The sequence below is a fragment of the Bacteroides sp. ZJ-18 genome (assembly GCF_011038705.2).
Taxonomy (GTDB): domain Bacteria; phylum Bacteroidota; class Bacteroidia; order Bacteroidales; family Bacteroidaceae; genus Bacteroides; species Bacteroides hominis.
The window spans coordinates 2,672,278-2,696,094 of record NZ_CP072198.1; the positions used below are offsets into that span (position 1 = coordinate 2,672,278).

Genomic DNA, 23,817 nt, shown 5'->3' on the forward strand with positions numbered 1-23,817 from the left:
AAATTAAAAATTTAATAACTCAGATTTTACAAAATATGGATTAAAACTATTATTCTTCATTATGTTGTCATCGGGTGCCGGCCGATAAGTTTTATAGTAATATTGTTCATTTCCTGCATTATAGGACATTCCCATATTGTTGGAGGGTGTGATCCGGGGGATATATCCTTTACGTTTATATCGGTAAGGAGGTAAGGCTATCTGGAAACGGAAACCTCCATTGGCTTTTACATTCTTGGCTTTCATGGCATAAAAGCCGATAGAGGCATAACGAAAATGCCGGATTGCTTCTACTCTGACCGCCTTTTCTTGCAGTAGATATTGTTCCACTCTTGCATTTAGTTCTACATTATAGCGGGGCCAATAGAAACTTCCTCCCAATGACCATGTTGTACGCATCTTTGTGCCGTAGTGCATGGTAAAACCTTCCCAATATCCGGTTCCGGTATATCCTATACGTCCTTCTACGCTGAAACGTTCATCGTTGAAATGATGAATCAGATTGAAATCAATGCCATATCGGCTATTATTAAAATTACCTACAGACAGTGTTGCCCATAAGTTATAAGGTAAACGAACCGTTTGTGATAGTTCAAGGAAACCCGGATGCACTTTATCGTATCTGCTGGCATATCCGTCATTGTATACCGGAATCACCATTTGAGCGGTGAATTTCATCCCTCTCCATAAAGAGACTTCTATGGCGGGTGATAAATTGAAAAGTACTTGATAGATTTGCGTTATTACCAGATTTTTTAGTGATAATTCCGGATATATTGTGATATCTACTTTATACAAAGAGCTATTCTTTTTTTTATTCCTTTTTACTTTGTTCCAGCTATTTCCAAGATTATAGCTGACTTCCCAGTCTTGTTTGCTAATATCTATGGTTCTGTCTTTTTTAGATGGCTGATAATAAAGAGAAATCTGAGGAACGTTGTTATTCAAAACGATAATTCGACATGGCTTTCTTTCGGGAAATCGATATATGGTTTTGCATAATATGGTTTTGCTTGTTGTTTGATTTTAGATTGTTGATATATAGTGTTTTATGCAAATGTTGCTTTTGCCTGGTTTATTATGATTTTGATTGATCTTTACTTTCATGAAGTATGTATGTTACCGAGCTGCTACTTTAATTAAGACTCATAAAGAATCTTTGTGAAATTGATAAGTAGCTAAAAAACAGATGTTTATTTGAATTCTGCAGGCGGATATCGTCTAATCATTTTTCTTTAGAAATCTTTTTTCTGAGACTTTTGTTACCTGTTTGTTACTTATAACGGAATAATGTCTATATTTATAACTAATAACATGCAAACAAATAATATGAAAAAAGAAGTAAGGATTAAAGAACCGGTTAGAATTAGAACCAAGTGTCTGTCGAATGGTTGTGAGTCTATATATTTAGATATATATATAGATGGAAAGAGACAATATGAGTTTTTAAAGTTATATATAATACCTGAGCATACGCGGGAAGACAAAGATTTAAATCAGAGTACTATGAAGCTTGCTAATGCGGTGAAAGCTCAAAGAATTGTAGAATTGCAGAATGGAATATATGGCTTTAACCATCAAAAAGAGAAAAAGGATATAACACTGATAGACTATATAAAGTATTTGGCAGACAGGGATATAGAAAAAACTTCAAGAAAAGTGTCTATGTATACTTTGATATATCATCTCCAGCGTTATGATAAATTAGGTATTAAGCTTAGGCAGATAGATAAAAAGTATATACTCGGCTTTATTGAGTACTTGAAAACTGCAACTCAGAAGCATTGCAAAAGTATAAAGCATATAAATGCCAATACTCAGGTATATTATTATAAAGTTTTTCATTATTGCCTTAATAGTGCCATAATTGATGAAATTATAATCTCAAACCCGATGGATAAGATAAAAAAAGAGGAAAAACCTAAACGTAAAAGAACCGAAAGGGCCTTTTTAACTATTGATGAAGTTAAAACATTATCGCAAACGGATTTTCATAATAAGACTTTGAAGAGGGCTTTTCTATTTAGTTGTTTTTGTGGGTTGAGACATAGTGATATAGTGGCACTTACATGGGGAAATCTGAAAAAAAATAAGATAGGGAAAATAGAACTGCATATGACACAGCAGAAAACTCAGGAAATCCTTTCGCTTCCTTTGAGTAATGAAGCTTTAAAACAACTCCCGGTCCGTGGGAAGGCTCAGGATACAGAGAAAGTATTCAAAGGACTGATCAGTTTAGGAAGGACCAATGAGATATTGCCAAGATGGGCTGCTAAAGCCGGTATTCAAAAACATATCACATTTCATTCGGCACGCCATACTCATGCTACGATGATGATTACTCTTGGGGCTGATCTTTATACCGTGTCCAAACTCCTGGGACACACTAACATTCAAACAACTCAGATATATGCCAAGATAGTAGATGAAAGTAAAGAGAAAGCTATTGATCTGATTCCGGATATAACTTGAGAGGGTGATAAATCGTTCGGGTATGTAGTTGCGAAAATGTGAACCTCAATCTTATGCCTGAATGTTGTGGAGTAACGATAAAAAGCTAATAAGACATAAGATGTTGACAAACAGTGACATTAAATACTAATATCTTGGGTTTACGAAGTTAACTTTAACACTGTGTTAAAGTTAACTTCGTAAACCCAAGATATTAACTTCGTAAATACATAAGGTTAACTTCGTAAATCTAAGAATATAATTGGCTGCTTTTGTAGTTAACATTGTTAATTCAACTGCTTTATATAGTAGGTTTATATTAATATATGAATACATTATTATATATATACTGGTCTTGCCGATGCATTTCTGTTTTAGTTGTTAATAATTGTGATTTGGTTAGATTAGCTACTACTTGATTTTACCTGGATTTAGTAAATTTGTAATATAGCGGTATTTTATTGGAAATTTAGTATTAATATATATTTCTATTTTATTTTATCATTTCTTTATTTATATAACTTGCTCTATTAGTGATTCTAAAATATATGATGGATATTATTTAAGATTATAAATGGTTTTTCTGGTCTATTTTTAAGTAAGCAGGAGTTCGAATGAAAAAAAACTGATACAAATCTGCGAAAAAACATGTAAAACTCTTTGGTATTATTAAAATTGTGTCTATTTTTGCACCATATTTTGTATCTATAATTTTTAGGGTACATAAGTTTTAAAGCAAACAAATGAATCACAAAAGCCCTTACATGAGGAAAAACATAACAATTGACGCTACTTTGCTCAGAATTTTACTCATATCATTCTGTTTACTCCCTTTAAAAGGTGTATGTCAAACAGGAGAGGCTACTGTTGACGCACTGGTGAAAATGGGATTTGAGAATGTAGGGTGGACAGAAGATAATGAGGAACGGGTTTTTGTGATACAGAATTCAGCCTATCGTCTTGAAGGAGTCGGAATAGGTAAAGCTGTTGATTTGATTCAAAAGATGGGTTTACCCGAAAATAAGCCATGTAGGTTAATAGTTTTGGACAATAATATACCTCAGATATCTCTCTATTATCAGCCGATGAAAGGAGATAGTATTGCTGAAGCAAATCGGGCCGACTGGAATGTAAGTTATGATTTGGGAGAAGGATGGAAGCAAGCAAGACGTATTAAGAAGCAAAACAGTTCTTTGTTTAAGGTAGATATAGTGGTATATCCGGAATTATTATTCAGAAACTATATTTTGTCTAAGGTCTATGAAATTGTGGTTAATGTCTCTCCTGCCATAGAAGTTTCTTTGTGGAAGGGAATGAAACTGACCGGACAAGTGATTTTCCCTATCTATAATGATTATGGTCAAAGGTATAAGCAGATCCGTCCCGGATTTGTGACTTTGTCACAGACTGTGCGTTTGCCTCAACGCACATTTCTGACAGCCTCAGTCGGATTTTTTAATAAGTTTCGCTGGGGAGGTGATTTAAAAGCAAAACACTTCTTTAAAGATGAGCGCTTTTCAGTAGATGCGCGCATCGGGTATACCGGAAGAGGGTATTTTGAAGATTGGGCCTTTTATCATGGTACCAAATGGACTCTGACCGGTTCTATCGGAGCTAATTTCTATTGGCCGAAATACAATACACAGTTTAGTTTAAAAGGAGAGCGATATTTGGAGGAAGAATATGGAGTCCGTTTTGATATGGTTCGCCATTTTCGCTATGCCTCTATTGGCTTTTATGGAATGAAAGTGCAACATGCAGGTAATAAAGGACTGAATGGAGGTTTCTTGTTTCAGATAGCTTTGCCTCCATACAAATATAAGAGAAAGGGGTATATCCCAAGAGTAATGCCTAATAATTTCGGATTCCAATATAATGCGGGTAATGAACGTATATATGGTAAAGGGTATAACTCTCAGGCAAGTGATAATGTAATGAATGATAATAGTTTTAATCCATATTTTGTAAAATCAGAATTATTAAATTTTTAATTTTATTGAGATGAAAATGAAAAGTAAATTTTTCGGTAATGGCGCTAAGTTAGCGTTAGCCGTTTTGGCAGTTTGCGGTACACTGTTTACAAGCTGCTACGAGAAAGCAGAAGTTGATGAAGCAACAAAACCAGCCCCTGCAAAGTATTATATTGCCGGTACTATTACTGACGCAACTACAGGTCAGGTTTTGACTACTGCTAAAGTTACATTGGGTGGCGAATCAGTTGGAGCTACATTCAACAAAGAAGTTACTTATAAAGCAGAAGGATATAGCTTGGAAGTTTCTGCAACCGGTTATTATTCTGTAACAAGACAAGTATACCTGAACCAGGTTAGTGACGGCCAGACAAGTGTTGCTACTGTAGACGTTGCTTTGGTTTCTGTTGAAGCAGCAACTATTCCTCCGGTAGTTTCTCCGACTGATCCTAAGACTGATGTTACTGAATCTGAAGCCGGAGCATTGGTAACTAAAGCAGCTGAAGAAGCTAAACCTTCTGCTGAAACAGTTAAGAATATGTGGGATGGCGCAACAGCTACAGCTGAGGAAAAGGCTGGTCTGGAAACTACAAAAGAGTTGACCGGTGACGTTACTACTGGAGCTACTACTGCTGAGGCTCAGGCTGATGGATCGATTTTGGTTACTACTCCGTTTGAATTTGCAAACTCTGTTAAAGATGCCGCTATCTTGGTTCCTTACTTCTACAATGAAGGTTGTGAACTTACAGGTGATGTAAAAGAAGTGGCTGCTCCTGCAACAAGAGCAGAAGGCGCTGTTTCTACTGATATTCAGGCTGCTTTCCTTGCAAATGCTGCTAAAGCTTTGAATAAGAATGCCGGTTTCGTACAGAAGGTTGGTTATGCTAAAATCAGCGTATTGAGCGGTTATGGTATTATTGGCTATAGAGTTAAAGGACAATTGGTTTCTAAGAAGCTGACATTCCTGATCTCTGGCAAATATTATGAAGGTATCGTTTCTTACCAGAACAGCGTAATGATCTATCCTAACTATTACAGCCACGATTCTCACGATTCTCATGACTCTCACGGCTTCAACCCGAACGCCGGTGGTGGATCTAACGACTAATCAGAGGTAAAAGTAATTGTTGAGAATTAAAAAGTACGAGTTGAACCGAAAGTATAGAAACTGCAGGTAATGATGAAAAAGATACTTCTTATGGGCTTGTTCCTTTGCTGTCATTTGGCACTTTCGGCTCAGTTGACGTACGGAACTACCGGTCTGCTCCATGCTCCGTCAGCAGAAATGCAACGGGATAAGACAGTGATGATCGGTGGAAATTTTCTAAATAAGGAGATAACTCCTCCTACATGGGATTACCATACGTATAATTACTTTTTGAACGTGACTATCTTTCCCTGGCTCGAAATAGCCTATACATGTACGCTGTTTCAGTCGCAGACTATAGGGATTGACTGGAAAGTTGGAAAGAAGAAGTTTACGAATCAGGACAGATATTTTTCTGCCCGTTTGCGAGTTTTGAAAGAAGGACAATTGTGGAAGCACATGCCGGCTGTTGTAGTGGGAACTTCTGATCCTTATACTGAGTCAGGCGATGGGCAAGTAGGTTCTGCCGATGGTAATGGCTATTTTTGCCGTTTTTATGTCGCAGCCACCAAGCATATCCCGGTTGGAAAGGAGAAGATAGGTGTGCATCTGTCATATCTGTACAACCGAAGAGTGGATTACCACTTGAATGGATTAGCCGGAGGGCTCACTTATGCTCCATCTTTTGCTCCTGATCTGACAGTAATCGCAGAATATGATGCAAAGGACTTCGCGTTTGGTGCTACCTATTTGCTTTTCAACCATTTGCATGCGCAGGTAGAATTGCAAAGAATGAAATATTTTACCGGCGGGCTTACATATAAGATTTATTTGAAGTAAGCAGAATGGTCGGAGCAAATAAGAAACTAAAAGAGTTGAAATATTTAAAAACAAAAAACAATGAAAAGTAAATTAGTAATATTATCTTTATTGTTGGCCGGTGCTACTGCAGCTACTGCTCAGACTAAAGAGACGTTCTATAGCGAAAGCTTTAAGGACAATATCTTTGTGAGTGTAGGTGTTGGCGCTCAGGGTTGTGTAAACCCGGACAACTTTGATTATGGCTTTGGTAAAGCCATAACTCCGCTGATCAATGTGTCAGTTGGTAAACTGTTCAATCCGGTTTGGGGTATCCGTGGTCAGGTGGCTGGCGCATGGACTACCTTGTATTCTAACTACGGACAACCTGCCGATACTTATATTAAGAGTAAGAATAAACATTACTTCACTCTGCGTGCGGACGGTATGTTTAACTTGTCGAATGCTATTGGCGGTTACAATCCGGACCGTTTGTTCACAGTTTCTGTTTTTGCAGGTCCCGGTTTGACATTTGCCAAAGCTTATGGCGATCAGGATAAAGTAAATGCACTGATCAACGGTTCTGTTGGTTTGGCTGGACAGTTCAATATCAATAAGTATTTAGATATCAACATTGAAGCAAGAGGCGAGGTTTCTCCTTCTCCGTTCGGTAATATTAGCTCTGCCCATACCGACGGCGCTGTTTCTCTGACTGCAGGTGTAACTTATACATTTGGTGGCAAGAGATTCGTATCTTGTGGTTCTCAGGTAGACCAGAATGCTATCAATGAAGAACTGAATCGTTACAGAAGCGAACTGGCTAAGGCTCAGTCTGACTTGGCTGATGCCAAGAACGCGTTGGCTAACGTGAAACCTGTAACAAAAGAAGTTGTGAAGGAAGTTGAAGTAGCCGGACCTCGTGCTATCTTCTTCCAGATTGGCAAATCTAAGATTGACGACTATGGTATGGTTAATATTCAGTTGGCAGCTAAGATCCTAAAGGCTAATCCGGATAAGAAATATAAGGTGGCAGGTTATGCAGATAAAGCTACCGGTAGCGCCAAGTGGAACCAGAAGTTGTCTGAAGCTCGTGCACAGGCTGTTTACGATGCACTTATTAAAGAAGGTGTAAGCAAGGATCAGCTTGAACTGGTAGGCTTCGGTGGAACTGCCAACATGTTTGGCAAGAACTTCTTGAACCGCGTTGTGATTCTGGAATAATACAACTTTATTGAGGCAATAGCCCGATAAATAATGGAAGGGGTATCCGCACAACGGATACCCTTTTTGTTTGTTAAATAGGGAATAATCCAAATTTTAATCGTATTTTTGCACTCCAAATATGAGTAGAATAATAGCAATAGATTACGGGCGAAAACGTACAGGAATAGCTGTGAGTGATGCGATGCAGATTATCGCTAACGGGCTGACAACTGTACCAAGTCATGAACTTCTGGATTTCATAACCAATTATGTAAAACAGGAACCGGTGGAACGCATTATTATAGGTTTGCCGAAGCAGATGAATAATGAGGTTTCTGAAAATATGAAAAATATAGAGCCTTTTGTACGTTCGTTAAGAAAACGTTTGCCTGATATTCCCGTTGAATATGTAGATGAACGTTTTACTTCTGTGCTTGCACACCGTACGATGCTTGAAGCCGGGCTTAAGAAAAAAGACAGACAGAACAAGGCATTGGTCGATGAAATTAGCGCAACTATTATTTTGCAGTCTTATCTGGAAAGCAAACGTTTGTAAGAAGAAAGAATATTTAAAAAGAATAATTATAAGATATGATTTTACCTATTTATGTATATGGTCAGCCAGTTCTCAGGCAGGTGGCGGAGGATATCACGCCGGATTATCCGAACCTGAAAGATCTGATTGAAAATATGTTTGAAACGATGGATCATGCCGATGGGGTAGGGCTTGCCGCTCCTCAGATTGGCTTACCTGTCCGCGTAGTTGTTATTAACCTGGATGTGCTTTCAGAAGATTATCCTGAATACAAGGATTTTCGTAAGGCTTATATAAACGCACATATTGATGTTGTGGAGGGTGAAGAAGTATCCATGGAAGAAGGATGTCTTAGTCTGCCCGGCATACACGAGTCTGTAAAGAGAGGCAGTAAGATTCACGTACGATATATGGATGAAAATTTTGTAGAGCATAACGAAGTGGTAGAAGGGTTTCTGGCACGGGTTATGCAGCATGAATTTGACCATTTGGACGGGAAAATGTTCATAGATCACATTTCTCCTTTGCGTAAACAAATGATAAAAGGAAAACTGAATACGATGTTGAAAGGAAAGGCTCGTAGCTCCTATAAGATGAAGCAGGTGAAATGATATACCTGAGATTTTCGAATAAAAAGCAATGGGTAAAGTTGATCATATAAATCAATTTTACCCATTACTTTTTCAGGACTGCATTTCAAATATCCTGCAACGGCTATTTGATGTTTTTCTTAAAAGAGCCCGGTTATGGTTGCTTTAAATATACCAGCATCATTACCGGATTATCGTCTTCCTTTAAGCCTTTCAACTGTTCGATTTGAAGTATGGAAGGTGTTTCTTCCGCTTTTTCTAAAAGTTCAGGAGCTTCCCATACATATAACAGTGTATGGCTGTCAAGTGCCGTTATCGGGCGTAATGGTAAACCAGGAGTCAAGTCATTTTTTATATGGCCTGTGGCTACTTTGAAACAGTTTTTGGCTTTTTTGTCGTAAATAGCCATTTGTCTTTCTCGCGCTTTCTCTCCTGCCCAATTAGAATAAGGCATGAATATGTAGGAGTCAGTCTCTATGGCACTGTACTGTATGTAAGGAGCGGCCATTTCCTGAAAACGCTTTCCGTTTCCATCGAGATATTCAAACCTGCATTCCATCGGTAATGAGTATTTGCCCATCTGGAATATATATCGGGGTTCTAAAGCTTCTGGAGTGACGGTGAATAGGGTGTCGTTATAATATTCTTTATAACAGGTGTGGTTTTCGTAATGGAACATATAACGATCTATATCACTACTGATCATCCAGCGATATTGGCTGTTTAGCTCAAATAGGTCCCAACGATTGAAGATTTGCAACGTATCACCTTTCAGGTTGGAAAGGTAAATACGTTCTTTTCGTCTTCCGTTATTATTGCGCATGAATGTTGCGGCAATTGTATCCTGAACACGTAACATCGCAAACTCACTAACTTCTATATTAGGAACTTTCATTGCACGGATGAATTTACCTGTTTCCATAGAGTAGATATTGATTTTTCCTGTAGTTGTTAGCATGTAGACCAATCCTTTTTCTTCATCCACGTCAATCTGCATGATCCAGTTAAATTCACCTGGTCCACCGCCTTTGCGGCCCAGTGTCCGTATGAATTTACCATCTTTTGTGTACTGAAATAATTTATCGAGCCATGGTAGGAAGAAATACTCTTTTGTCTGGATGATATTGGTTCCCTTTAACCCTCTTATCAGGCATTTATTGTTTGTCTCCAACGGGATATACCGTATTGAATCGGCTATTTCACTCAGTAGTATTTCCCGTTCTGTTTCGATACCTGTTTCGAAAGGTACGATTTGAGGGAATTCTGGTTCTGTAATTTGGACCGTTGCTTCGGACGGCTGGTCACTGTTCTTCTTTCCGCTGCAAGAAAGCAGCAGGAAAGGTAGTAGTAAAAGAAGTGATTTTTGTTTCATGTTGATACTATTTTATGTATAAAAGAGTTCCTGTTTGCAATATTGTACAGGTGTCTTTCTTTCTGTATTTTTAATTTTCGGATAACCCGTTTCATATATTGATTTATGGACATATTACAAATCTACGAAATAATCGTAAATTAATAATGAATGTGAGGTTAATAGGTGTTAAGAAGGTGTATAGACTACTGAATATCTGCATGGAGGGGTCCTATAAAATAATCAAAAAATATAAAAAGTTGTCCGTTATCCCTGTTTAATAGATGAAAAGCATTACTTTTGCTCTACTTAAAAAGTATTCAGAAGCCGATGATTAAAAAGATATTAGCAGCATTATTGTTGTTTCCTACATTTATATATGCTCAGATAAACACAGACAGGGTAATGATGATTGCCCGAAACGCGTTATACTTTGAGGACTATGTCCTTTCCATTCAGTATTTTAATCAAGTGATCAATGCAAAACCCTACCTGTATGAACCCTATTTTTTCAGAGGGCTTGCCAAGATCAACCTGGATGATTATCAGGGAGCTGAAGATGACTGTGATGCGGCCATTGACAGGAATCCTTTTGTAGTGGGTGCTTATCAGATTCGTGGGCTTGCAAGGATTAAACAGAATAAGTATGATGGGGCTATTGAAGACTATAAGAAAGCACTTCATTTTGACCCTGAAAATATTACGCTTTGGCATAATCTGACTTTATGCCATATACAGAAAGAAGACTATAAAGCTGCTGAAGATGATTTGGGTAAATTGCTGGCAGTTGCTCCCAAATATACAAGAGCCTATCTGATGAGAGGAGAGGTGGCTTTGAAGCAACAGGATACATTGCGGGCTTTGAATGACTTCAATACAGCTATTGAGATGGATAAGTATGATCCTGATGCCTGGGCATCCCGGGCCATCGTCAGGTTACAACAGGGAAAATATGCAGAGGCAGAATCGGATTTGAATCATGCAACGCATTTGAATGCCAGAAACGCCGGGAATTATATTAATCGTGCTTTAGCCCGTTTCCATCAGAATAATCTGCGGGGAGCCATGAGTGATTATGATCTGGCTCTTGATATTGATCCGAATAATTTTATCGGACATTATAACCGTGGTTTGCTTCGGGCACAAGTAGGAGATGACAATCGAGCTATTGAGGATTTTGATTTTGTACTGCAAATAGAACCGGATAACATGATGGCTACGTTTAACCGAGGATTACTTCGTGCACAAACGGGGGATTACCGGGGAGCCATTAAGGATTATACAACTGTGATTGATATGTATCCGAACTTTTTGGCCGGATATTATCAACGTGCAGAGGCAAGGAGAAAGATCGGCGACCGTAAAGGTGCTGAAATGGACGAGTTTAAAGTCATGAAAGCGCAACTTGACAAGCAAAATGGTGTAAGTAATAGCGATAAGACCGTGGCTGATAATAAAAAAAGTAATAAGAAAGAGGAGACTAAAACTCGTAAAAAGTCCGATAAGGATATGAATAATTACCGGAAAATCGTTATCGCAGATAATTCTGAAGTGGAACAGAAATATAAGAGTGATATTCGGGGCAGGGTACAGGATCGTAATGTTAATATCAAGATGGAACCGATGTATGCTCTTACCTATTACGAGAAGATGAGCGATGTGAAGCGGACGGTACATTATTATAAGTATATAGATGATTTGAATCGTGCCGGTGTTTTACCAAAACGTTTGTATATCACTAATATGGAATCACCGCTTACCGAAGAACAAGTGAAGTTCCACTTTGCATTGATTGATACACATACTTCGGCAATTGTTGAAAATCCGCAGGATGCACGCATACGATTCTCCCGTGCACTTGATTTCTATCTGGTACAAGATTTTGCCAGTTCTGTTGAAGATCTGACTCAGGCCATTTTGTTGGATGATAAATTCTTCCCTGCTTACTTTATGCGTTCCTTGGTGCGTTGCAAGCAGTTGGAATATCAAAAGGCAGAAGAAGCTAATGCAGCCTCGGCAGCACCGGCCACACTACCGGGTATATCCGCTCCACCGAAGTCGGAAATCAGTGCCTTGGACTATGATATAGTGAAAAGTGACTTGGATCATGTGATCTCTTTAGCCCCCGATTTTGTTTATGCGTATTATAACCGTGCCAATGTATTGGCCATGTTGAAAGATTATCGTGCGGCAATTGCGGACTATGATAAAGCTATCGAATTGAATAAAGAGTTTGCGGAGGCTTATTTTAATCGTGGATTGACACATATTTTCCTGGGTAACAATAAGAATGGAATAGCTGACTTAAGTAAGGCAGGCGAGTTGGGCATTGTTTCGGCCTATAATATCCTGAAACGATTTACAGAAGTGCCGGAATAACATTTTTTAGATAAAAAATAGTAAACTCAAAAAGAAATCCTTATTTTTGCGTGCAATAATGAAAAATATAACATAACATTATGATAAAAATAACATTTCCTGATGGCTCTGTTCGTGAGTATAACGAGGGAGTAAACGGACTGCAAATTGCAGAAAGTATCAGTTCGCGTCTGGCGCAAGATGTATTGGCGTGTGGAGTGAACGGTGAGATTTATGATTTGGGACGTCCCATCAATGAAGATGCTTCGGTAGTGCTTTATAAATGGGAAGATGAACAGGGTAAGCATGCTTTTTGGCACACAAGTGCTCACTTGTTGGCTGAAGCTTTGCAGGAGCTTTATCCGGGTATTCAGTTCGGTATTGGTCCGGCTATTGAAAACGGTTTCTACTATGACGTTGATCCGGGAGAGGCTGTCATCAAAGAGTCTGATCTGCCTGCAATTGAGGCAAAAATGGCTGAACTGGTTGCAAGGAAAGAAGCTGTGGTTCGCCGGGATATTGCAAAAAACGATGCTTTAAAGATGTTTGGCGACCGTGGGGAAACTTATAAATGTGAGCTGATTTCGGAGTTGGAAGACGGACATATTACAACATATACACAGGGTGACTTTACGGATCTTTGTCGTGGCCCTCACTTGATGACAACCGCACCTATTAAAGCTATTAAGCTGACTTCTGTTGCCGGTGCATACTGGCGCGGACATGAAGACCGTAAAATGCTGACTCGCATTTATGGTATTACTTTCCCTAAAAAGAAAATGCTGGATGAGTATCTGGCTTTAATGGAGGAAGCTAAAAAACGTGACCATCGTAAGATTGGTAAAGAAATGCAACTTTTCATGTTCTCCGATACGGTGGGTAAGGGATTGCCTATGTGGCTGCCGAAAGGAACTGCTTTGCGTTTGCGTTTGCAGGATTTCCTTCGCCGTATCCAGACTCGTTACGATTATCAGGAAGTGATTACTCCGCCTATTGGTAACAAGTTATTGTATGTGACTTCGGGGCACTATGCAAAATATGGTAAAGATGCATTCCAACCCATTCATACACCGGAAGAGGGTGAAGAATACTTCCTGAAACCGATGAACTGTCCTCATCATTGTGAAATTTATAAGAATTTCCCTCGTTCGTATAAGGACTTGCCTCTGCGCATTGCTGAATTTGGTACTGTGTGTCGTTACGAGCAGAGCGGTGAACTTCATGGATTAACACGTGTGCGTAGCTTTACACAGGATGATGCACATATTTTCTGTCGTCCGGATCAGGTGAAGGGAGAGTTCCTTCGCGTGATGGATATTATTTCAATCGTGTTCCGTTCTATGGATTTCACTAACTTTGAAGCACAAATTTCTTTGCGCGATAAAGTGAACCGTGAAAAATACATTGGCAGTGATGAGAACTGGGAAAAAGCTGAACAAGCTATCATTGAGGCCTGCGAAGAAAAGGGGCTGAAAGCTAAGATCGAATATGGTGAAGCTGCGTTCTATGGTCCTAAATTGGACTTTATGGTGAAAGATGCTATCGGTCGTCGTTGGCAGTTAGGAACTATTCAGGTGGATTATAATCTGCCGGAGCGCTTCGAACTGGAATATATGGGATCGGATAACCAGAAGCACCGTCCGGTGATGATCCATCGCGCTCCATTCGGATCTATGGAACGTTTTGTTGCTGTATTGATTGAACATACCGCCGGTAAATTCCCGTTATGGCTGACTCCGGAACAAGTCGTTATTCTCCCGATTAGTGAGAAGTTCAATGAATATGCGGAAAAAGTGAAGACTTACTTGAAAACAAAAGAAATTCGCGCAATTGTGGATGATCGCAATGAGAAGATCGGCCGTAAAATTCGTGATAACGAGATGAAGCGCATTCCGTATATGCTGATTGTCGGCGAGAAAGAAGCTGAAAATGGTGAAGTTTCTGTCCGCAGACAGGGAGAAGGAGACAAAGGAACCATGAAATTTGAAGATTTTGGTGAAATTTTGAACGAAGAAGTTCAGAATATGATAAATAAATGGTAACTTTGCGCCCAATTGTAAAAGCACAGCATTTTGATAATGTTCTAAAGACAGCTTTTACTTTAATACATAATTTAATTTGGTAGACAATAAAAAACAAACTGGAAGTAAACGTTATTTAATGAAGAATGACAGTATGAAATCGCAATATCGGATCAATGAACAGATCCGTGCGAAAGAAGTCCGCATTGTAGGTGATGATGTAGAGCCTAAAGTATATCCCATTTTTCAGGCATTAAAATTGGCTGAAGAAAAAGAAATGGATCTCGTGGAGATTTCTCCCAATGCCCAACCACCTGTTTGTCGTATTATTGACTATTCCAAGTTTCTGTATCAGTTAAAGAAGCGTCAGAAGGAACAAAAGGCTAAACAGGTAAAAGTAAACGTAAAAGAAATACGTTTTGGTCCGCAAACGGATGACCATGACTATAATTTTAAGTTGAAACATGCTAAAGGCTTTTTGGAAGATGGTGACAAGGTGAAAGCTTATGTTTTCTTCAAAGGTCGTTCCATCCTTTTTAAGGAACAAGGTGAAGTGCTTCTGTTGCGTTTTGCTAATGATCTGGAAGACTATGCAAAAGTCGATCAATTGCCGATTCTGGAAGGTAAACGTATGACGATTCAGCTTTCTCCGAAGAAGAAAGAAGGAGTTGTAAAGAAGCCTGCGGCTCCCAAACCAGCTGCTCCGGCTACAGTAAAAGCAGAAAAGCCTGCTGAAAACAATGAAGAGTAAGAAAAATGCGTAACGCGCAGGTATAGTGCGTTGCCATATAATTTAATAATTTAAAAACAATTAAGATGCCAAAGATGAAGACTAACTCCGGTTCTAAAAAAAGGTTTACCCTTACCGGAACAGGTAAAATCAAAAGAAAGCACGCTTTTCACAGTCACATTTTGACTAAGAAGTCTAAGAAGAGAAAAAGAAACCTGTGTTATTCAACAACTGTTGATACAACAAATGTAAGCCAGGTTAAGGAACTCTTAGCTATGAAGTAATCAAAAGCGTACAAAGTATTATTAAAGTTATTAACCGAATGCTTTAGCTTCAAGTTCGTTACGTGAAGTAACGGCGCTAACATTCAAAAAAGAGAAAACTATGCCAAGATCAGTAAATCATGTTGCTTCAAAAGCAAGAAGAAAGAAAATTTTGAAATTGACCAGAGGTTACTTTGGTGCAAGAAAAAATGTATGGACCGTAGCTAAAAACACTTGGGAAAAGGGTTTGACCTATGCGTTCCGTGACCGTAGAAACAAGAAGAGAAACTTCCGTGCTCTTTGGATACAACGTATCAATGCTGCTGCACGTCTGGAGGGAATGTCATATTCTAAACTGATGGGTGGTCTGCACAAAGCCGGTATCGAAATCAACCGTAAGGTTTTGGCTGACTTAGCTGTTAACCATCCGGAAGCTTTCAAAGCTGTAGTCGCTAAGGCTAAAGCAGCTTAAGTTCCGACAGTTTTATGATTTACAAAATGCTGGTTACATTAACTGTAACCGGCATTTTTCATTTTTAAAGCTGGGTTTATAATTTAAAAAATAGTCTAAGAGAGAAACAAAATCTTCTTTTTCCTTGTTTATCTCACTAAAAGTAACTACATTTGTTGTAGTAAAATATTAGCCGCATTGATTGGATCGGGAAACTCATCAATTAAACTGAAAACCGAGACAAGCTTCGCTTCTCAATGGCGGGCCACATCCTTCGGGATAACTTTATAGTCGGTGGATTACAAAGAGGACGGGCACTCAAATCATGTCATTCGGAGTTTCATCACATCATCGGTGCGGCTTTTTAATAAAGGAAAAGGGCGGTAATCATTTAAAGACTACCGTCCTTTTTTTATGCTGTTTTCTTTTAAATACACATATAGTTATGATATTCTATTTTTCAGGAACTGGAAATTCTAAATGGATTGCGGAGCAGATTGCAAGGGTACAAAACGAAACACTTGTTTTTATGCCGAATGCCATTAGGGATGGAATAAAAGAGTTTGTGTTGGCGGATAATGAAAAAGTAGGTTTTATTTTTCCTGTTTATTCATGGGGACCTCCGTTGGCCGTGTTGCAGTTTCTGGATTGGGTCACTTTGGCTAATTATCACTCCCAATATGTCTATTTCGTGTGTTCTTGCGGAGATGATACAGGATTGACGGAGAAAGTGTTTTGCAGGGCGTTATCTCGTAAAGGAATAGAGTGTAATGCCGGATTTTCGGTGACGATGCCTAATAATTATGTGTTGCTTCCCGGATTTGACGTGGATAAGAAAGAATTGGAGAAAGAGAAATTAGAAAAAGCTGTCGGCAGGGTAGAAGAAGTTAACTACTCGATAAATGCTCGTGAGACGGGTTTTCATTGCAATGAGGGGAGTTTTCCATGGTTGAAAACGAAGATACTGAATCCGCTTTTTAATCGTTTTATGACTTCTGCAAAACCGTTTTATGTTACTGATGATTGTATCGGTTGCAAGCGCTGTGAAAGAATATGTCCGGTTGGGAATGTAGTTGTGATAGGGTGGAGACCGGTGTGGGGGATGGACTGTACATCTTGTTTGGCTTGTTACCACGTTTGTCCGAAGCATGCAGTGCAATATGGGAAAAGAACCAGAAGTAAAGGGCAGTATTTAAACCCTAATGTGAGTATTTCACACGAATCAGCTAAGTAGAAAGTATTATAAAGAAAAGCCTTTGTATAGCCTATCCGGGAGAATACAAAGGCTTTTTTACAGAGTTAATCTTTTATTGTAATCTGGCAATTGGATAAATCCTCAATAATGGCAAGAGACTCTACTCTTACTCCTCTTTCTTCAAGTGTTTTACGTCCGTTTTGAAATGCTTTCTCAATGATGAATCCCATTCCTACCAGATTGGCACCAGACTGTTTGATGAGGTCGATAACACCTAAAGCAGCGTTTCCATAGGCCAAGAAGTCATCGACAAATAATATATTGTCTTTTGGGGTAAGGAAGTCAGAGCTGATGACTACTTCATAATCACGGTCTTTAGTGAATGAATGTACTGTAGTGCTCAAGGCATTTTGTATGGTTCTTGGCGACTTTTTCTTGGCAAAAACGACGGGTAAGTCCATTAAATAGCCCGTCATGATGGCCGGAGCAATTCCGCTGGCTTCTATGGTCATGATCTTATTGACGTTTGTTCCGGCAAAAAGGCGCACAAACTCTACGCCAATTGACTTCATTAGTACCGGGTCCATCTGGTGGTTGATAAAACTATCTACTTTGAGAATTCCCCCTTCATAGCATTTTCCGTCTTGCAGGATTCTTTTTTTAAGTAATTGCATGATTATAATAATAAGTTAATGTGCCCAATATGCCAATGCGCCGATGTATTCGGATGGTACATCGGCATATTGGGTTCATTGGATGATTATTTATTGTTTCTCAGGTCCTTCACTCTGACAGCTTTGCCTTCACTTTGTGGTAGAGAGCCTTTCTTTACCAATTTGAGTTTGGGCGTGACAAGTATTTCGTCTTTTAGCTGGCGGGTAATGTCCTTACGTATCTTTTCAAGTTCAATGTAATTGTCTGTAGAAAGATCGCTCAATTCTACTTCTACAATCATTTCATCTTGGTTGTTAACAGTCTCAAGTGTGATAAGGTAATTGCTTCCCAATTCGGGGAATTGTACCAATATCTTTTCTACTTGCATGGGGAAGATGTTGACTCCTTTGATGATAAACATATCGTCACTACGGCCTTTGATGCGGTCAATTCGGATATGGGTACGTCCACAGGGACATTCTCCCGGTAAAATACGAGTGAGGTCACGTGTACGATAACGTATGAGCGGCATCATTTCCCGATCAAGGGTAGTGAGTACGAGTTCTCCGATTTCTCCTTCTGGGACAGGTTCTCCGGTTTCGGGATTAATGATTTCTACATAATAGCAATCTTCCCAAAAGTGCATGCCATTCTGCTCTGTACACTCAAACGCGACACCGGGGCCGTTCATTTCGGTCATTCCAAAACTATTGTATGCTTTAACACCTAACATGCGTTCTATTTTTTTTCGCTGTTCGTCTGTGTGTGGTTCTGCACCGATTACGAGAGTTTTGAGAGTGGTACTGCATGGATCGATCCCTTCTTCCTGAAAGACCTCAGCTAAGCGGATGGCATAACTGGGGATGGCGTGGAGGGCAGTTGTTTTAAAGTCGGTAATAAACTTGATCTGGCGTTTACTGTTACCGGCAGCGGCAGGTACAGTTAAAGCTCCCAGCCGTTCAGCTCCATATTGGAATCCGAGTCCTCCTGTGAACATACCGTAACCGGAACTGTTTTGAAAAACATCTGTATTACGTATGCCTACACAATATAAGCATCGTGCAACCAGATTGGCCCATGAATCTAAGTCATGCTGTGAATGGACAATAACCGTTGGTGTTCCTGTTGTTCCGCTTGAAGAGTGAATACGTACTCCGTCTTCTTTCATATTTCCGGCGACAAGTCCGAAAGGGTAATTGGCTCGCATATCTGCTTTTGTGGTAAAGGGCAGTTTACGGATGTCGTTCAGTGATTGGATACTTTCCGAAGTGATGCCATGCTCTCGAAATACTTTCTTGTAATAAGGGGCATTGGCTGCTATATTAATTGTTTTCTTGAGTCGCTCGAGTTGTAGTTCCTGCAGTTTTTTACGACTCATGGTCTCTATCTCTTCTTCCCAATATTTTGTATTCATGGCTTATAAATTATTTAAGTAGGGGGGATAATGTATCAAGGTGATAATGCAACGGTTGTCCCGATCACATTATCACCTTTTCTATATTCAATTGTTCCTGGTCATTTCATCGTTTTTTCTGCGATCTCTTTTCCGGCAGCCAAGGCTTTTAAATTGAGTTCGACTATTGTATCACCTTTTTTCTGGAATATTTCACGAATACTATCCTGTATCTTTTCATAATCGATGCCTAAGAATGGGATAGTGGCACCTAATAAAACAATATTGGCAACTCGTGTAGAGCCTATTTCTTTGGCTACTTTATCTACATTCAGAACAACCTTATGCGGCAGTTTATTGATTTCTGCCATAACATCTGCCTCAGCGGGATAATTGGGGATATTAACAAATGGAGTTTCATTTGTTACCAACCAACCTTCATGGCTGAGGTAGGGGAGGTATCTAAGCCCTTCCATGGGTTCAAGGGAGATGATCAAATCACATTTACCTGAGGGAATCAGATCTGATGCAATGGGCTGGTCACTGATTCGGAGATTCGACTGTACATCTCCGCCACGCTGGCTCATGCCGTGCACTTCTGCCTGTTTCATGTACAGACCGTCTTTGAGGGCGGCCTTTCCGATTACTGTAGCGATGGACAGGATACCTTGTCCACCTACACCTGATAATATGATATCTTTTTTCATGGCTTACTTACTTCTTTTTTTACGTGCTAATGTTTGTATACACTCTCTGCGTGGGATGATAACGGATACTCCTCTATAATCTATTTCCTCACGGATGATCTGTTTCATCTCTTCATAGTTTTTCTTTAAAGGAACAACTATACGGATGTGAGCCGGAACTACGCCTAATCCGGCGCAAATAGCTTCAAGTCGGCCTGTGCCGGCAGAATCTTGTCCACCGGTCATTGCTGTTGTTTCATTATCGGATATGACAATGGTAACATTGGCATTCTCGTTGACACAGTCCAAAAGTCCGGTCATTCCGGAGTGAGTAAAAGTAGAGTCTCCGATTACAGCGACAGCCGGATGGAGTCCGCCATCGGATGCACCTTTAGCCATAGTGATAGATGCTCCCATGTCTACACAAGAATTGATTGCGTTAAATGGTGCATTTGCTCCCAGCGTATAACAACCAATGTCGCTGAATACTTTGTGAGTGGGATATTCTTCTTTCAATACTTGAGTTAATGTTATATACATATCTCTATGCCCGCAGCCTTCGCACAAAGCCGGAGGGCGCATCTCTACAAGATTCGGAACACTGAATTCGGAACGATTCTCTTTGCCGACAGCGCGTGCCACGGTGTCCGGATTTAATTCTCCGTCTTGTGACAATGTACCGTCGAGACGACCTTTTACTTTTAATCCTATGCCCAGATATCCCTTCAGTTGCTTCTCAACGAATGGTTGTCCATCCTCTAATACGAGGATTTCGTCACATTCATTGATTAATTGCATCAATTGCTTTTTGGGAAGTGGATACTGCCCAATTTTTAAAACGGGATATTCGCAACCGTCAGGATAATTTTCCATCAAGTAATTATAGCCGATTCCACAGGCTACGATGCCCATTTTTTTATTGGGGCCATCTACGTATCTATTATAAGGTGATTCTTCGGATGCTTTGATAAATTCATCCTGACGTGTAAGTAATGCTTTATAACGCTTGCGTGCGTTGCCCGGTAGCAGGATAAACTGGCGTGGATCTTCACTGAATGAGATTTCGTTTTGTGCTTTTTGTGCTTTGTTTTCTACACCTGAACGAGAGTGAGCCAAACGTGTTACCATGCGCATTAATATCGGTTCACCGGTTTTCTCGGAAAATTCGAAACCATTGTATACCATGTCATAAGCTTCTTGTTGGTTGCTCGGTTCGTACATGGGTATTAATGAGAAGTCGCCATAGAAACGGCTATCTTGTTCGTTCTGTGAAGAGTGCATACTGGGATCGTCTGCCGCAACTACAATCAGTCCCCCTTTTACGCCTGTGATGGCTGAATTGATAAAACAGTCAGCAGCTACGTTCATTCCCACATGTTTCATGCAGACTAATGCACGCTTGCCGACAAAAGACATACCCAAGGCAGCTTCCATAGCCGTTTTTTCATTGGCACACCAGCGGTTGTGTATGTTACGTTCGCTCGTGATAGGAGCCATCTGGATGTATTCGGTAATTTCAGTGGATGGAGTGCCGGGATAAGCGTAAACGCCTGAAAGTCCGGCATCCAGTGCTGCTTGTGCAATGGCTTCGTCGCCAAGTAAGAGTTGTTTGCTCATATCTTATTTTCTTTTGGTGTTAATCACGTATTTTGTTATAATATCGGGCAAAGATACGTTTTTAAGATCATTTTATCACGGGATTACTTAAAAATCTTTCTTTCATTCAGCGCTTTCCAGTATTTTCTTGCATTAACCATGTGGTCTGCATAGTTGGAAGCAAAATTATGAGTACCCGAAAAATCTTCTTTGGCACACATATAAATATAGTTATGTTTTACATAATTCAATACACTATCAAGCCCTTTGGGAGAAGGTATCCGGATAGGGCCCGGAGGAAGACCCGTATTCAGGTAAGTGTTATATGGAGACTGTATGCTTAAATGCTGGTTGGTAATTCTGCGCAGACTAAAATCTTGTAAGGCGAATTTGATTGTTGGATCAGCTTGCAGAGGCATACCTGTATGTAAACGGTTTATATATAATCCCGCAACCATCGGCTTTTCATCGTTGTTGTTAGTTTCTTCTTCTACAATGGAGGCTAATGTACAAACTTCTTCAGGTGTCATTCCGATTGTTTTAGCTTTTAAACGTCGGTCCTCGTTCCAGAATTTATTATGTTCTTTTTTCATCCGGGCGAAAAAGTCTTCTATGCTGATGTCCCAATATACTTGGTAGGTTTCAGGGATAAAAAGGCAAGGCATGGTAGCTTTCGTATATCCCATTTTCTCTTGGAAAGCGGGATCGTATAACGCTGTAGCAATTTCAGTGGAGTCAATCATTAACTGTTTTCCTATGCTGCGGGCTAATCTGTCCAGAGTTCGTACACTTCCGATGGTCAAATTGACAGGTGTTTGGTATCCTCTTGATAACCTACTATATAGGTGGTATGCATTATCACCCGGTTTGATAGCGTAACGTCCGGTGTGGATGTTTTTACTAAATTCACGGAAATGGGCCATCCATTTAAAACCATCAAAGTTATGAGGATTTCCTTGCTTTTTTATTTTGTTGAAAATAGAATCTGTAGTGTCATCACGATCTATATAAATATAAGTGGTTTTACTTGGATGAAATTGAGGATAGAACAAATAGTAATAAACTATTCCGGAACCAGCAATGCCAATGAAGAGAATAATAGCCAGTATGCTGAAAAATATATTTTTTCTTTTCTTATTCATATAGAATATTCACTATTTATAAAGTTGTGCCAAAGTTAAGAAGATTTCAAAGATGTTTGTTCTTGGATAATAAATGTTTTCTGTCTGTTTAGTTATTATTTACTTTTTAGGGGTATTTACTTTTTCATTTTTAGTTTTTGATATACGCTTTTGTTCCCGTTCATATTTTCCACAAAGCGATATTTGTTTGGCTCTCTAGTTTATTTTCTAAAGAATCGGGAAGAGGAGAAAAGAAATCTAAGCCGGTGAGCTGTTCAACGCTGTCAACTGAGACTGCATAATTTCGTAGTGGTTTTGTTGCAGGTTCGTTGTTGAAAACAAATCCAATAGCTTTGGGGGGAGAACCGTAAAGAGAAAGGATGACCTTGAAAAATCTTGTTGGTACGGTTACCTGGTTCTTGCCGATTGTATGGGATTCTTTATTCATTATCGGACCGCAGACAATGAAGATGGAACTGTCGGCTACTGCCCACTCACGTACTTTATCTTCCAAGTCTTTCCATTTTCGCCGGTTTAATTCGGGGTGTTGCGGGCATATATTGCTGAAATAGAAAGACTCTTTCATAGCTTCGTTACTCCACTTCATGTCGGCAGCGGGGGCCATATGCCCCTTGTCGAATCCGGAATGTGAATAATCAGAATTAGTTGCCATATTGCCTTTGATAGAAGGATCGGCGAGGAATTGATTGTTTCTTTGGGCATTTCCCTTTGTTTCTTGTCGGGTGAGTTCATAAGCTACCCAGTTTGGAATCTTTTGGATTGTATTATAAGATACAGTGTATCCCTTGTGACAAACCAGCTGTCCGTTTAGCGAGTGTTGAGAAATTGGAATCTCCAGATTCTCATAACGTAAACAGTTAGGTACAGCTTTCTCTTTTGATTCCTTTATTGTCTGAAAGAGGGTAGTCTGAATCTCCGGTATGCAAAGATAGATTCCATAAATTAAAGGTAAGATTGCAAATAGAGCTATTCCGAAAATACTCTTAAACGAATTTCTATGATATTTTTTAGACGACTTTTTTCGCTTGTTTTTCATGATATTGAAAATTTAAAGCTTGAAATTTCGAGTAATATGTGGGTACGTAGGCATTGTTGTATTCCAATGATTATTGTTAGCAGCTATTGTATGGATAAAATTAAGGTGTAACAGGTATTTATATACAAGTTACACCTTTTGGATAATAAAAGAGCCGCTAGCCAGACTTGAACTGGCGACCTACGCGTTACGAATGCGTTGCTCTACCAACTGAGCTATAGCGGCGTTGCATTTTATCGTTTACGGCGTGCAAAATTACATCTTTATTTTTAAAAACAAAATGAATCTATACTTTTTTCGTGATATT

General features: G+C 39.4%; 21 protein-coding genes and 1 tRNA gene. 13 read left to right on the forward strand and 9 right to left on the reverse strand.

The window, feature by feature from the left end; translation table 11 throughout:
• Positions 1–3 precede the first annotated feature (3 nt).
• Positions 4–948, reverse strand: coding sequence for a hypothetical protein (locus G7Y45_RS10640; protein WP_165015384.1), 945 nt, complete (start codon positions 946–948; stop codon positions 4–6).
• Between the two features lie 381 nt (positions 949–1,329).
• Between G7Y45_RS10640 and G7Y45_RS10645 the strand changes: the two genes are divergently transcribed.
• The 7 genes from G7Y45_RS10645 to def all read left to right on the forward strand — a co-directional run bounded on the left by G7Y45_RS10645 (position 1,330) and on the right by def (position 8,655).
• Positions 1,330–2,472, forward strand: a complete 1,143-nt coding sequence (locus tag G7Y45_RS10645) for a site-specific integrase (RefSeq protein WP_005809037.1) — start codon at positions 1,330–1,332, stop codon at positions 2,470–2,472.
• A gap of 722 nt (positions 2,473–3,194) precedes the next feature.
• On the forward strand, positions 3,195–4,442 hold the full coding sequence (locus G7Y45_RS10650) for a hypothetical protein (protein WP_005776466.1): 1,248 nt from the start codon (positions 3,195–3,197) through the stop codon (positions 4,440–4,442).
• A gap of 10 nt (positions 4,443–4,452) precedes the next feature.
• Positions 4,453–5,529 (forward strand): DUF3869 domain-containing protein, encoded by a 1,077-nt coding sequence (locus G7Y45_RS10655; protein WP_005776467.1) that lies wholly within the window; start codon positions 4,453–4,455, stop codon positions 5,527–5,529.
• A 69-nt stretch (positions 5,530–5,598) separates the two neighbouring features.
• Entirely contained in the window at positions 5,599–6,348 is a 750-nt protein-coding gene (locus G7Y45_RS10660) for a YjbH domain-containing protein (RefSeq protein WP_032530687.1), read from the forward strand.
• 60 nt (positions 6,349–6,408) lie between these two features.
• Positions 6,409–7,527, forward strand: coding sequence for an OmpA family protein (locus tag G7Y45_RS10665; RefSeq protein WP_005776469.1), 1,119 nt, complete (start codon positions 6,409–6,411; stop codon positions 7,525–7,527).
• A gap of 121 nt (positions 7,528–7,648) precedes the next feature.
• Positions 7,649–8,065 carry a Holliday junction resolvase RuvX gene (ruvX, locus tag G7Y45_RS10670; RefSeq protein ID WP_005809030.1) on the forward strand — a complete coding sequence of 139 codons (417 nt, stop codon included), beginning with the start codon at positions 7,649–7,651 and terminating at the stop codon, positions 8,063–8,065.
• A gap of 35 nt (positions 8,066–8,100) precedes the next feature.
• Complete coding sequence (gene def, locus G7Y45_RS10675) at positions 8,101–8,655, forward strand: peptide deformylase (RefSeq protein ID WP_165015386.1); 555 nt, start codon at positions 8,101–8,103, stop codon at positions 8,653–8,655.
• A gap of 133 nt (positions 8,656–8,788) precedes the next feature.
• Here the strand turns inward: def and G7Y45_RS10680 are convergent, their stop codons facing one another.
• Positions 8,789–10,006, reverse strand: a complete 1,218-nt coding sequence (locus tag G7Y45_RS10680) for a 6-bladed beta-propeller (protein ID WP_005809027.1) — start codon at positions 10,004–10,006, stop codon at positions 8,789–8,791.
• 309 nt (positions 10,007–10,315) lie between these two features.
• Here G7Y45_RS10680 and G7Y45_RS10685 point away from each other — a divergent pair, with 309 nt between their 5' ends.
• The 6 genes from G7Y45_RS10685 to G7Y45_RS10710 all read left to right on the forward strand — a co-directional run bounded on the left by G7Y45_RS10685 (position 10,316) and on the right by G7Y45_RS10710 (position 17,042).
• On the forward strand, positions 10,316–12,364 hold the full coding sequence (locus G7Y45_RS10685; RefSeq protein WP_005809025.1) for a tetratricopeptide repeat protein: 2,049 nt from the start codon (positions 10,316–10,318) through the stop codon (positions 12,362–12,364).
• Positions 12,365–12,444: 80 nt separating this feature from the next.
• Positions 12,445–14,385: a threonine--tRNA ligase gene (gene thrS, locus G7Y45_RS10690; RefSeq protein ID WP_005809024.1), complete on the forward strand. Its 1,941-nt coding sequence runs from the start codon at positions 12,445–12,447 to the stop codon at positions 14,383–14,385.
• Positions 14,386–14,503: 118 nt separating this feature from the next.
• Complete coding sequence (infC, locus tag G7Y45_RS10695; RefSeq protein ID WP_032530688.1) at positions 14,504–15,115, forward strand: translation initiation factor IF-3; 612 nt, start codon at positions 14,504–14,506, stop codon at positions 15,113–15,115.
• 65 nt (positions 15,116–15,180) lie between these two features.
• Positions 15,181–15,378 (forward strand): 50S ribosomal protein L35, encoded by a 198-nt coding sequence (rpmI, locus tag G7Y45_RS10700; RefSeq protein WP_004297539.1) that lies wholly within the window; start codon positions 15,181–15,183, stop codon positions 15,376–15,378.
• 100 nt (positions 15,379–15,478) lie between these two features.
• Complete coding sequence (gene rplT / locus G7Y45_RS10705; RefSeq protein ID WP_002561638.1) at positions 15,479–15,829, forward strand: 50S ribosomal protein L20; 351 nt, start codon at positions 15,479–15,481, stop codon at positions 15,827–15,829.
• A gap of 424 nt (positions 15,830–16,253) precedes the next feature.
• A complete protein-coding gene (locus G7Y45_RS10710) occupies positions 16,254–17,042 on the forward strand; it encodes an EFR1 family ferrodoxin (protein WP_005809022.1) in 789 nt (262 codons plus the stop codon).
• Positions 17,043–17,107: 65 nt separating this feature from the next.
• Here the strand turns inward: G7Y45_RS10710 and xpt are convergent, their stop codons facing one another.
• The 7 genes from xpt to G7Y45_RS10745 form a co-directional block, all read right to left on the reverse strand.
• Positions 17,108–17,677, reverse strand: coding sequence for a xanthine phosphoribosyltransferase (gene xpt, locus G7Y45_RS10715; protein ID WP_005776479.1), 570 nt, complete (start codon positions 17,675–17,677; stop codon positions 17,108–17,110).
• A gap of 86 nt (positions 17,678–17,763) precedes the next feature.
• Positions 17,764–19,071, reverse strand: coding sequence for a phenylacetate--CoA ligase (locus G7Y45_RS10720; protein WP_005776480.1), 1,308 nt, complete (start codon positions 19,069–19,071; stop codon positions 17,764–17,766).
• A gap of 101 nt (positions 19,072–19,172) precedes the next feature.
• The gene (locus tag G7Y45_RS10725; protein ID WP_005776481.1) at positions 19,173–19,757 is read right to left on the reverse strand and encodes an indolepyruvate oxidoreductase subunit beta; all 585 of its coding nucleotides are present in this window, start codon (positions 19,755–19,757) and stop codon (positions 19,173–19,175) included.
• A gap of 3 nt (positions 19,758–19,760) precedes the next feature.
• A complete protein-coding gene (locus G7Y45_RS10730; protein ID WP_165015389.1) occupies positions 19,761–21,353 on the reverse strand; it encodes a thiamine pyrophosphate-dependent enzyme in 1,593 nt (530 codons plus the stop codon).
• Between the two features lie 83 nt (positions 21,354–21,436).
• Complete coding sequence (gene mltG, locus G7Y45_RS10735; RefSeq protein WP_005776484.1) at positions 21,437–22,474, reverse strand: endolytic transglycosylase MltG; 1,038 nt, start codon at positions 22,472–22,474, stop codon at positions 21,437–21,439.
• 160 nt (positions 22,475–22,634) lie between these two features.
• Positions 22,635–23,510, reverse strand: a complete 876-nt coding sequence (locus G7Y45_RS10740) for a DNA/RNA non-specific endonuclease (RefSeq protein WP_005776486.1) — start codon at positions 23,508–23,510, stop codon at positions 22,635–22,637.
• Between the two features lie 152 nt (positions 23,511–23,662).
• Positions 23,663–23,735 (reverse strand) — tRNA-Thr (locus G7Y45_RS10745).
• Positions 23,736–23,817: the final 82 nt, after the last annotated feature.

Excerpts from the sequence above, each read along its gene's own strand:
- G7Y45_RS10645 (WP_005809037.1), top strand. The coding sequence starts at position 1,330 with ATGAAAAAAGAAGTAAGGATTAAAGAACCGGTTAGAATTAGAACCAAG.
- G7Y45_RS10650 (WP_005776466.1), top strand. The coding sequence starts at position 3,195 with ATGAATCACAAAAGCCCTTACATGAGGAAAAACATAACAATTGACGCT.
- G7Y45_RS10655 (WP_005776467.1), top strand. The coding sequence starts at position 4,453 with ATGAAAATGAAAAGTAAATTTTTCGGTAATGGCGCTAAGTTAGCGTTA.
- G7Y45_RS10660 (WP_032530687.1), top strand. The coding sequence starts at position 5,599 with ATGATGAAAAAGATACTTCTTATGGGCTTGTTCCTTTGCTGTCATTTG.
- G7Y45_RS10665 (WP_005776469.1), top strand. The coding sequence starts at position 6,409 with ATGAAAAGTAAATTAGTAATATTATCTTTATTGTTGGCCGGTGCTACT.
- ruvX (WP_005809030.1), top strand. The coding sequence starts at position 7,649 with ATGAGTAGAATAATAGCAATAGATTACGGGCGAAAACGTACAGGAATA.
- def (WP_165015386.1), top strand. The coding sequence starts at position 8,101 with ATGATTTTACCTATTTATGTATATGGTCAGCCAGTTCTCAGGCAGGTG.
- G7Y45_RS10680 (WP_005809027.1), bottom strand. The coding sequence starts at position 10,006 with ATGAAACAAAAATCACTTCTTTTACTACTACCTTTCCTGCTGCTTTCT.
- G7Y45_RS10685 (WP_005809025.1), top strand. The coding sequence starts at position 10,316 with ATGATTAAAAAGATATTAGCAGCATTATTGTTGTTTCCTACATTTATA.
- thrS (WP_005809024.1), top strand. The coding sequence starts at position 12,445 with ATGATAAAAATAACATTTCCTGATGGCTCTGTTCGTGAGTATAACGAG.
- infC (WP_032530688.1), top strand. The coding sequence starts at position 14,504 with ATGAAGAATGACAGTATGAAATCGCAATATCGGATCAATGAACAGATC.
- rpmI (WP_004297539.1), top strand. The coding sequence starts at position 15,181 with ATGCCAAAGATGAAGACTAACTCCGGTTCTAAAAAAAGGTTTACCCTT.
- rplT (WP_002561638.1), top strand. The coding sequence starts at position 15,479 with ATGCCAAGATCAGTAAATCATGTTGCTTCAAAAGCAAGAAGAAAGAAA.
- G7Y45_RS10710 (WP_005809022.1), top strand. The coding sequence starts at position 16,254 with ATGATATTCTATTTTTCAGGAACTGGAAATTCTAAATGGATTGCGGAG.
- xpt (WP_005776479.1), bottom strand. The coding sequence starts at position 17,677 with ATGCAATTACTTAAAAAAAGAATCCTGCAAGACGGAAAATGCTATGAA.
- G7Y45_RS10720 (WP_005776480.1), bottom strand. The coding sequence starts at position 19,071 with ATGAATACAAAATATTGGGAAGAAGAGATAGAGACCATGAGTCGTAAA.
- G7Y45_RS10725 (WP_005776481.1), bottom strand. The coding sequence starts at position 19,757 with ATGAAAAAAGATATCATATTATCAGGTGTAGGTGGACAAGGTATCCTG.
- G7Y45_RS10730 (WP_165015389.1), bottom strand. The coding sequence starts at position 21,353 with ATGAGCAAACAACTCTTACTTGGCGACGAAGCCATTGCACAAGCAGCA.
- mltG (WP_005776484.1), bottom strand. The coding sequence starts at position 22,474 with ATGAATAAGAAAAGAAAAAATATATTTTTCAGCATACTGGCTATTATT.
- G7Y45_RS10740 (WP_005776486.1), bottom strand. The coding sequence starts at position 23,510 with ATGAAAAACAAGCGAAAAAAGTCGTCTAAAAAATATCATAGAAATTCG.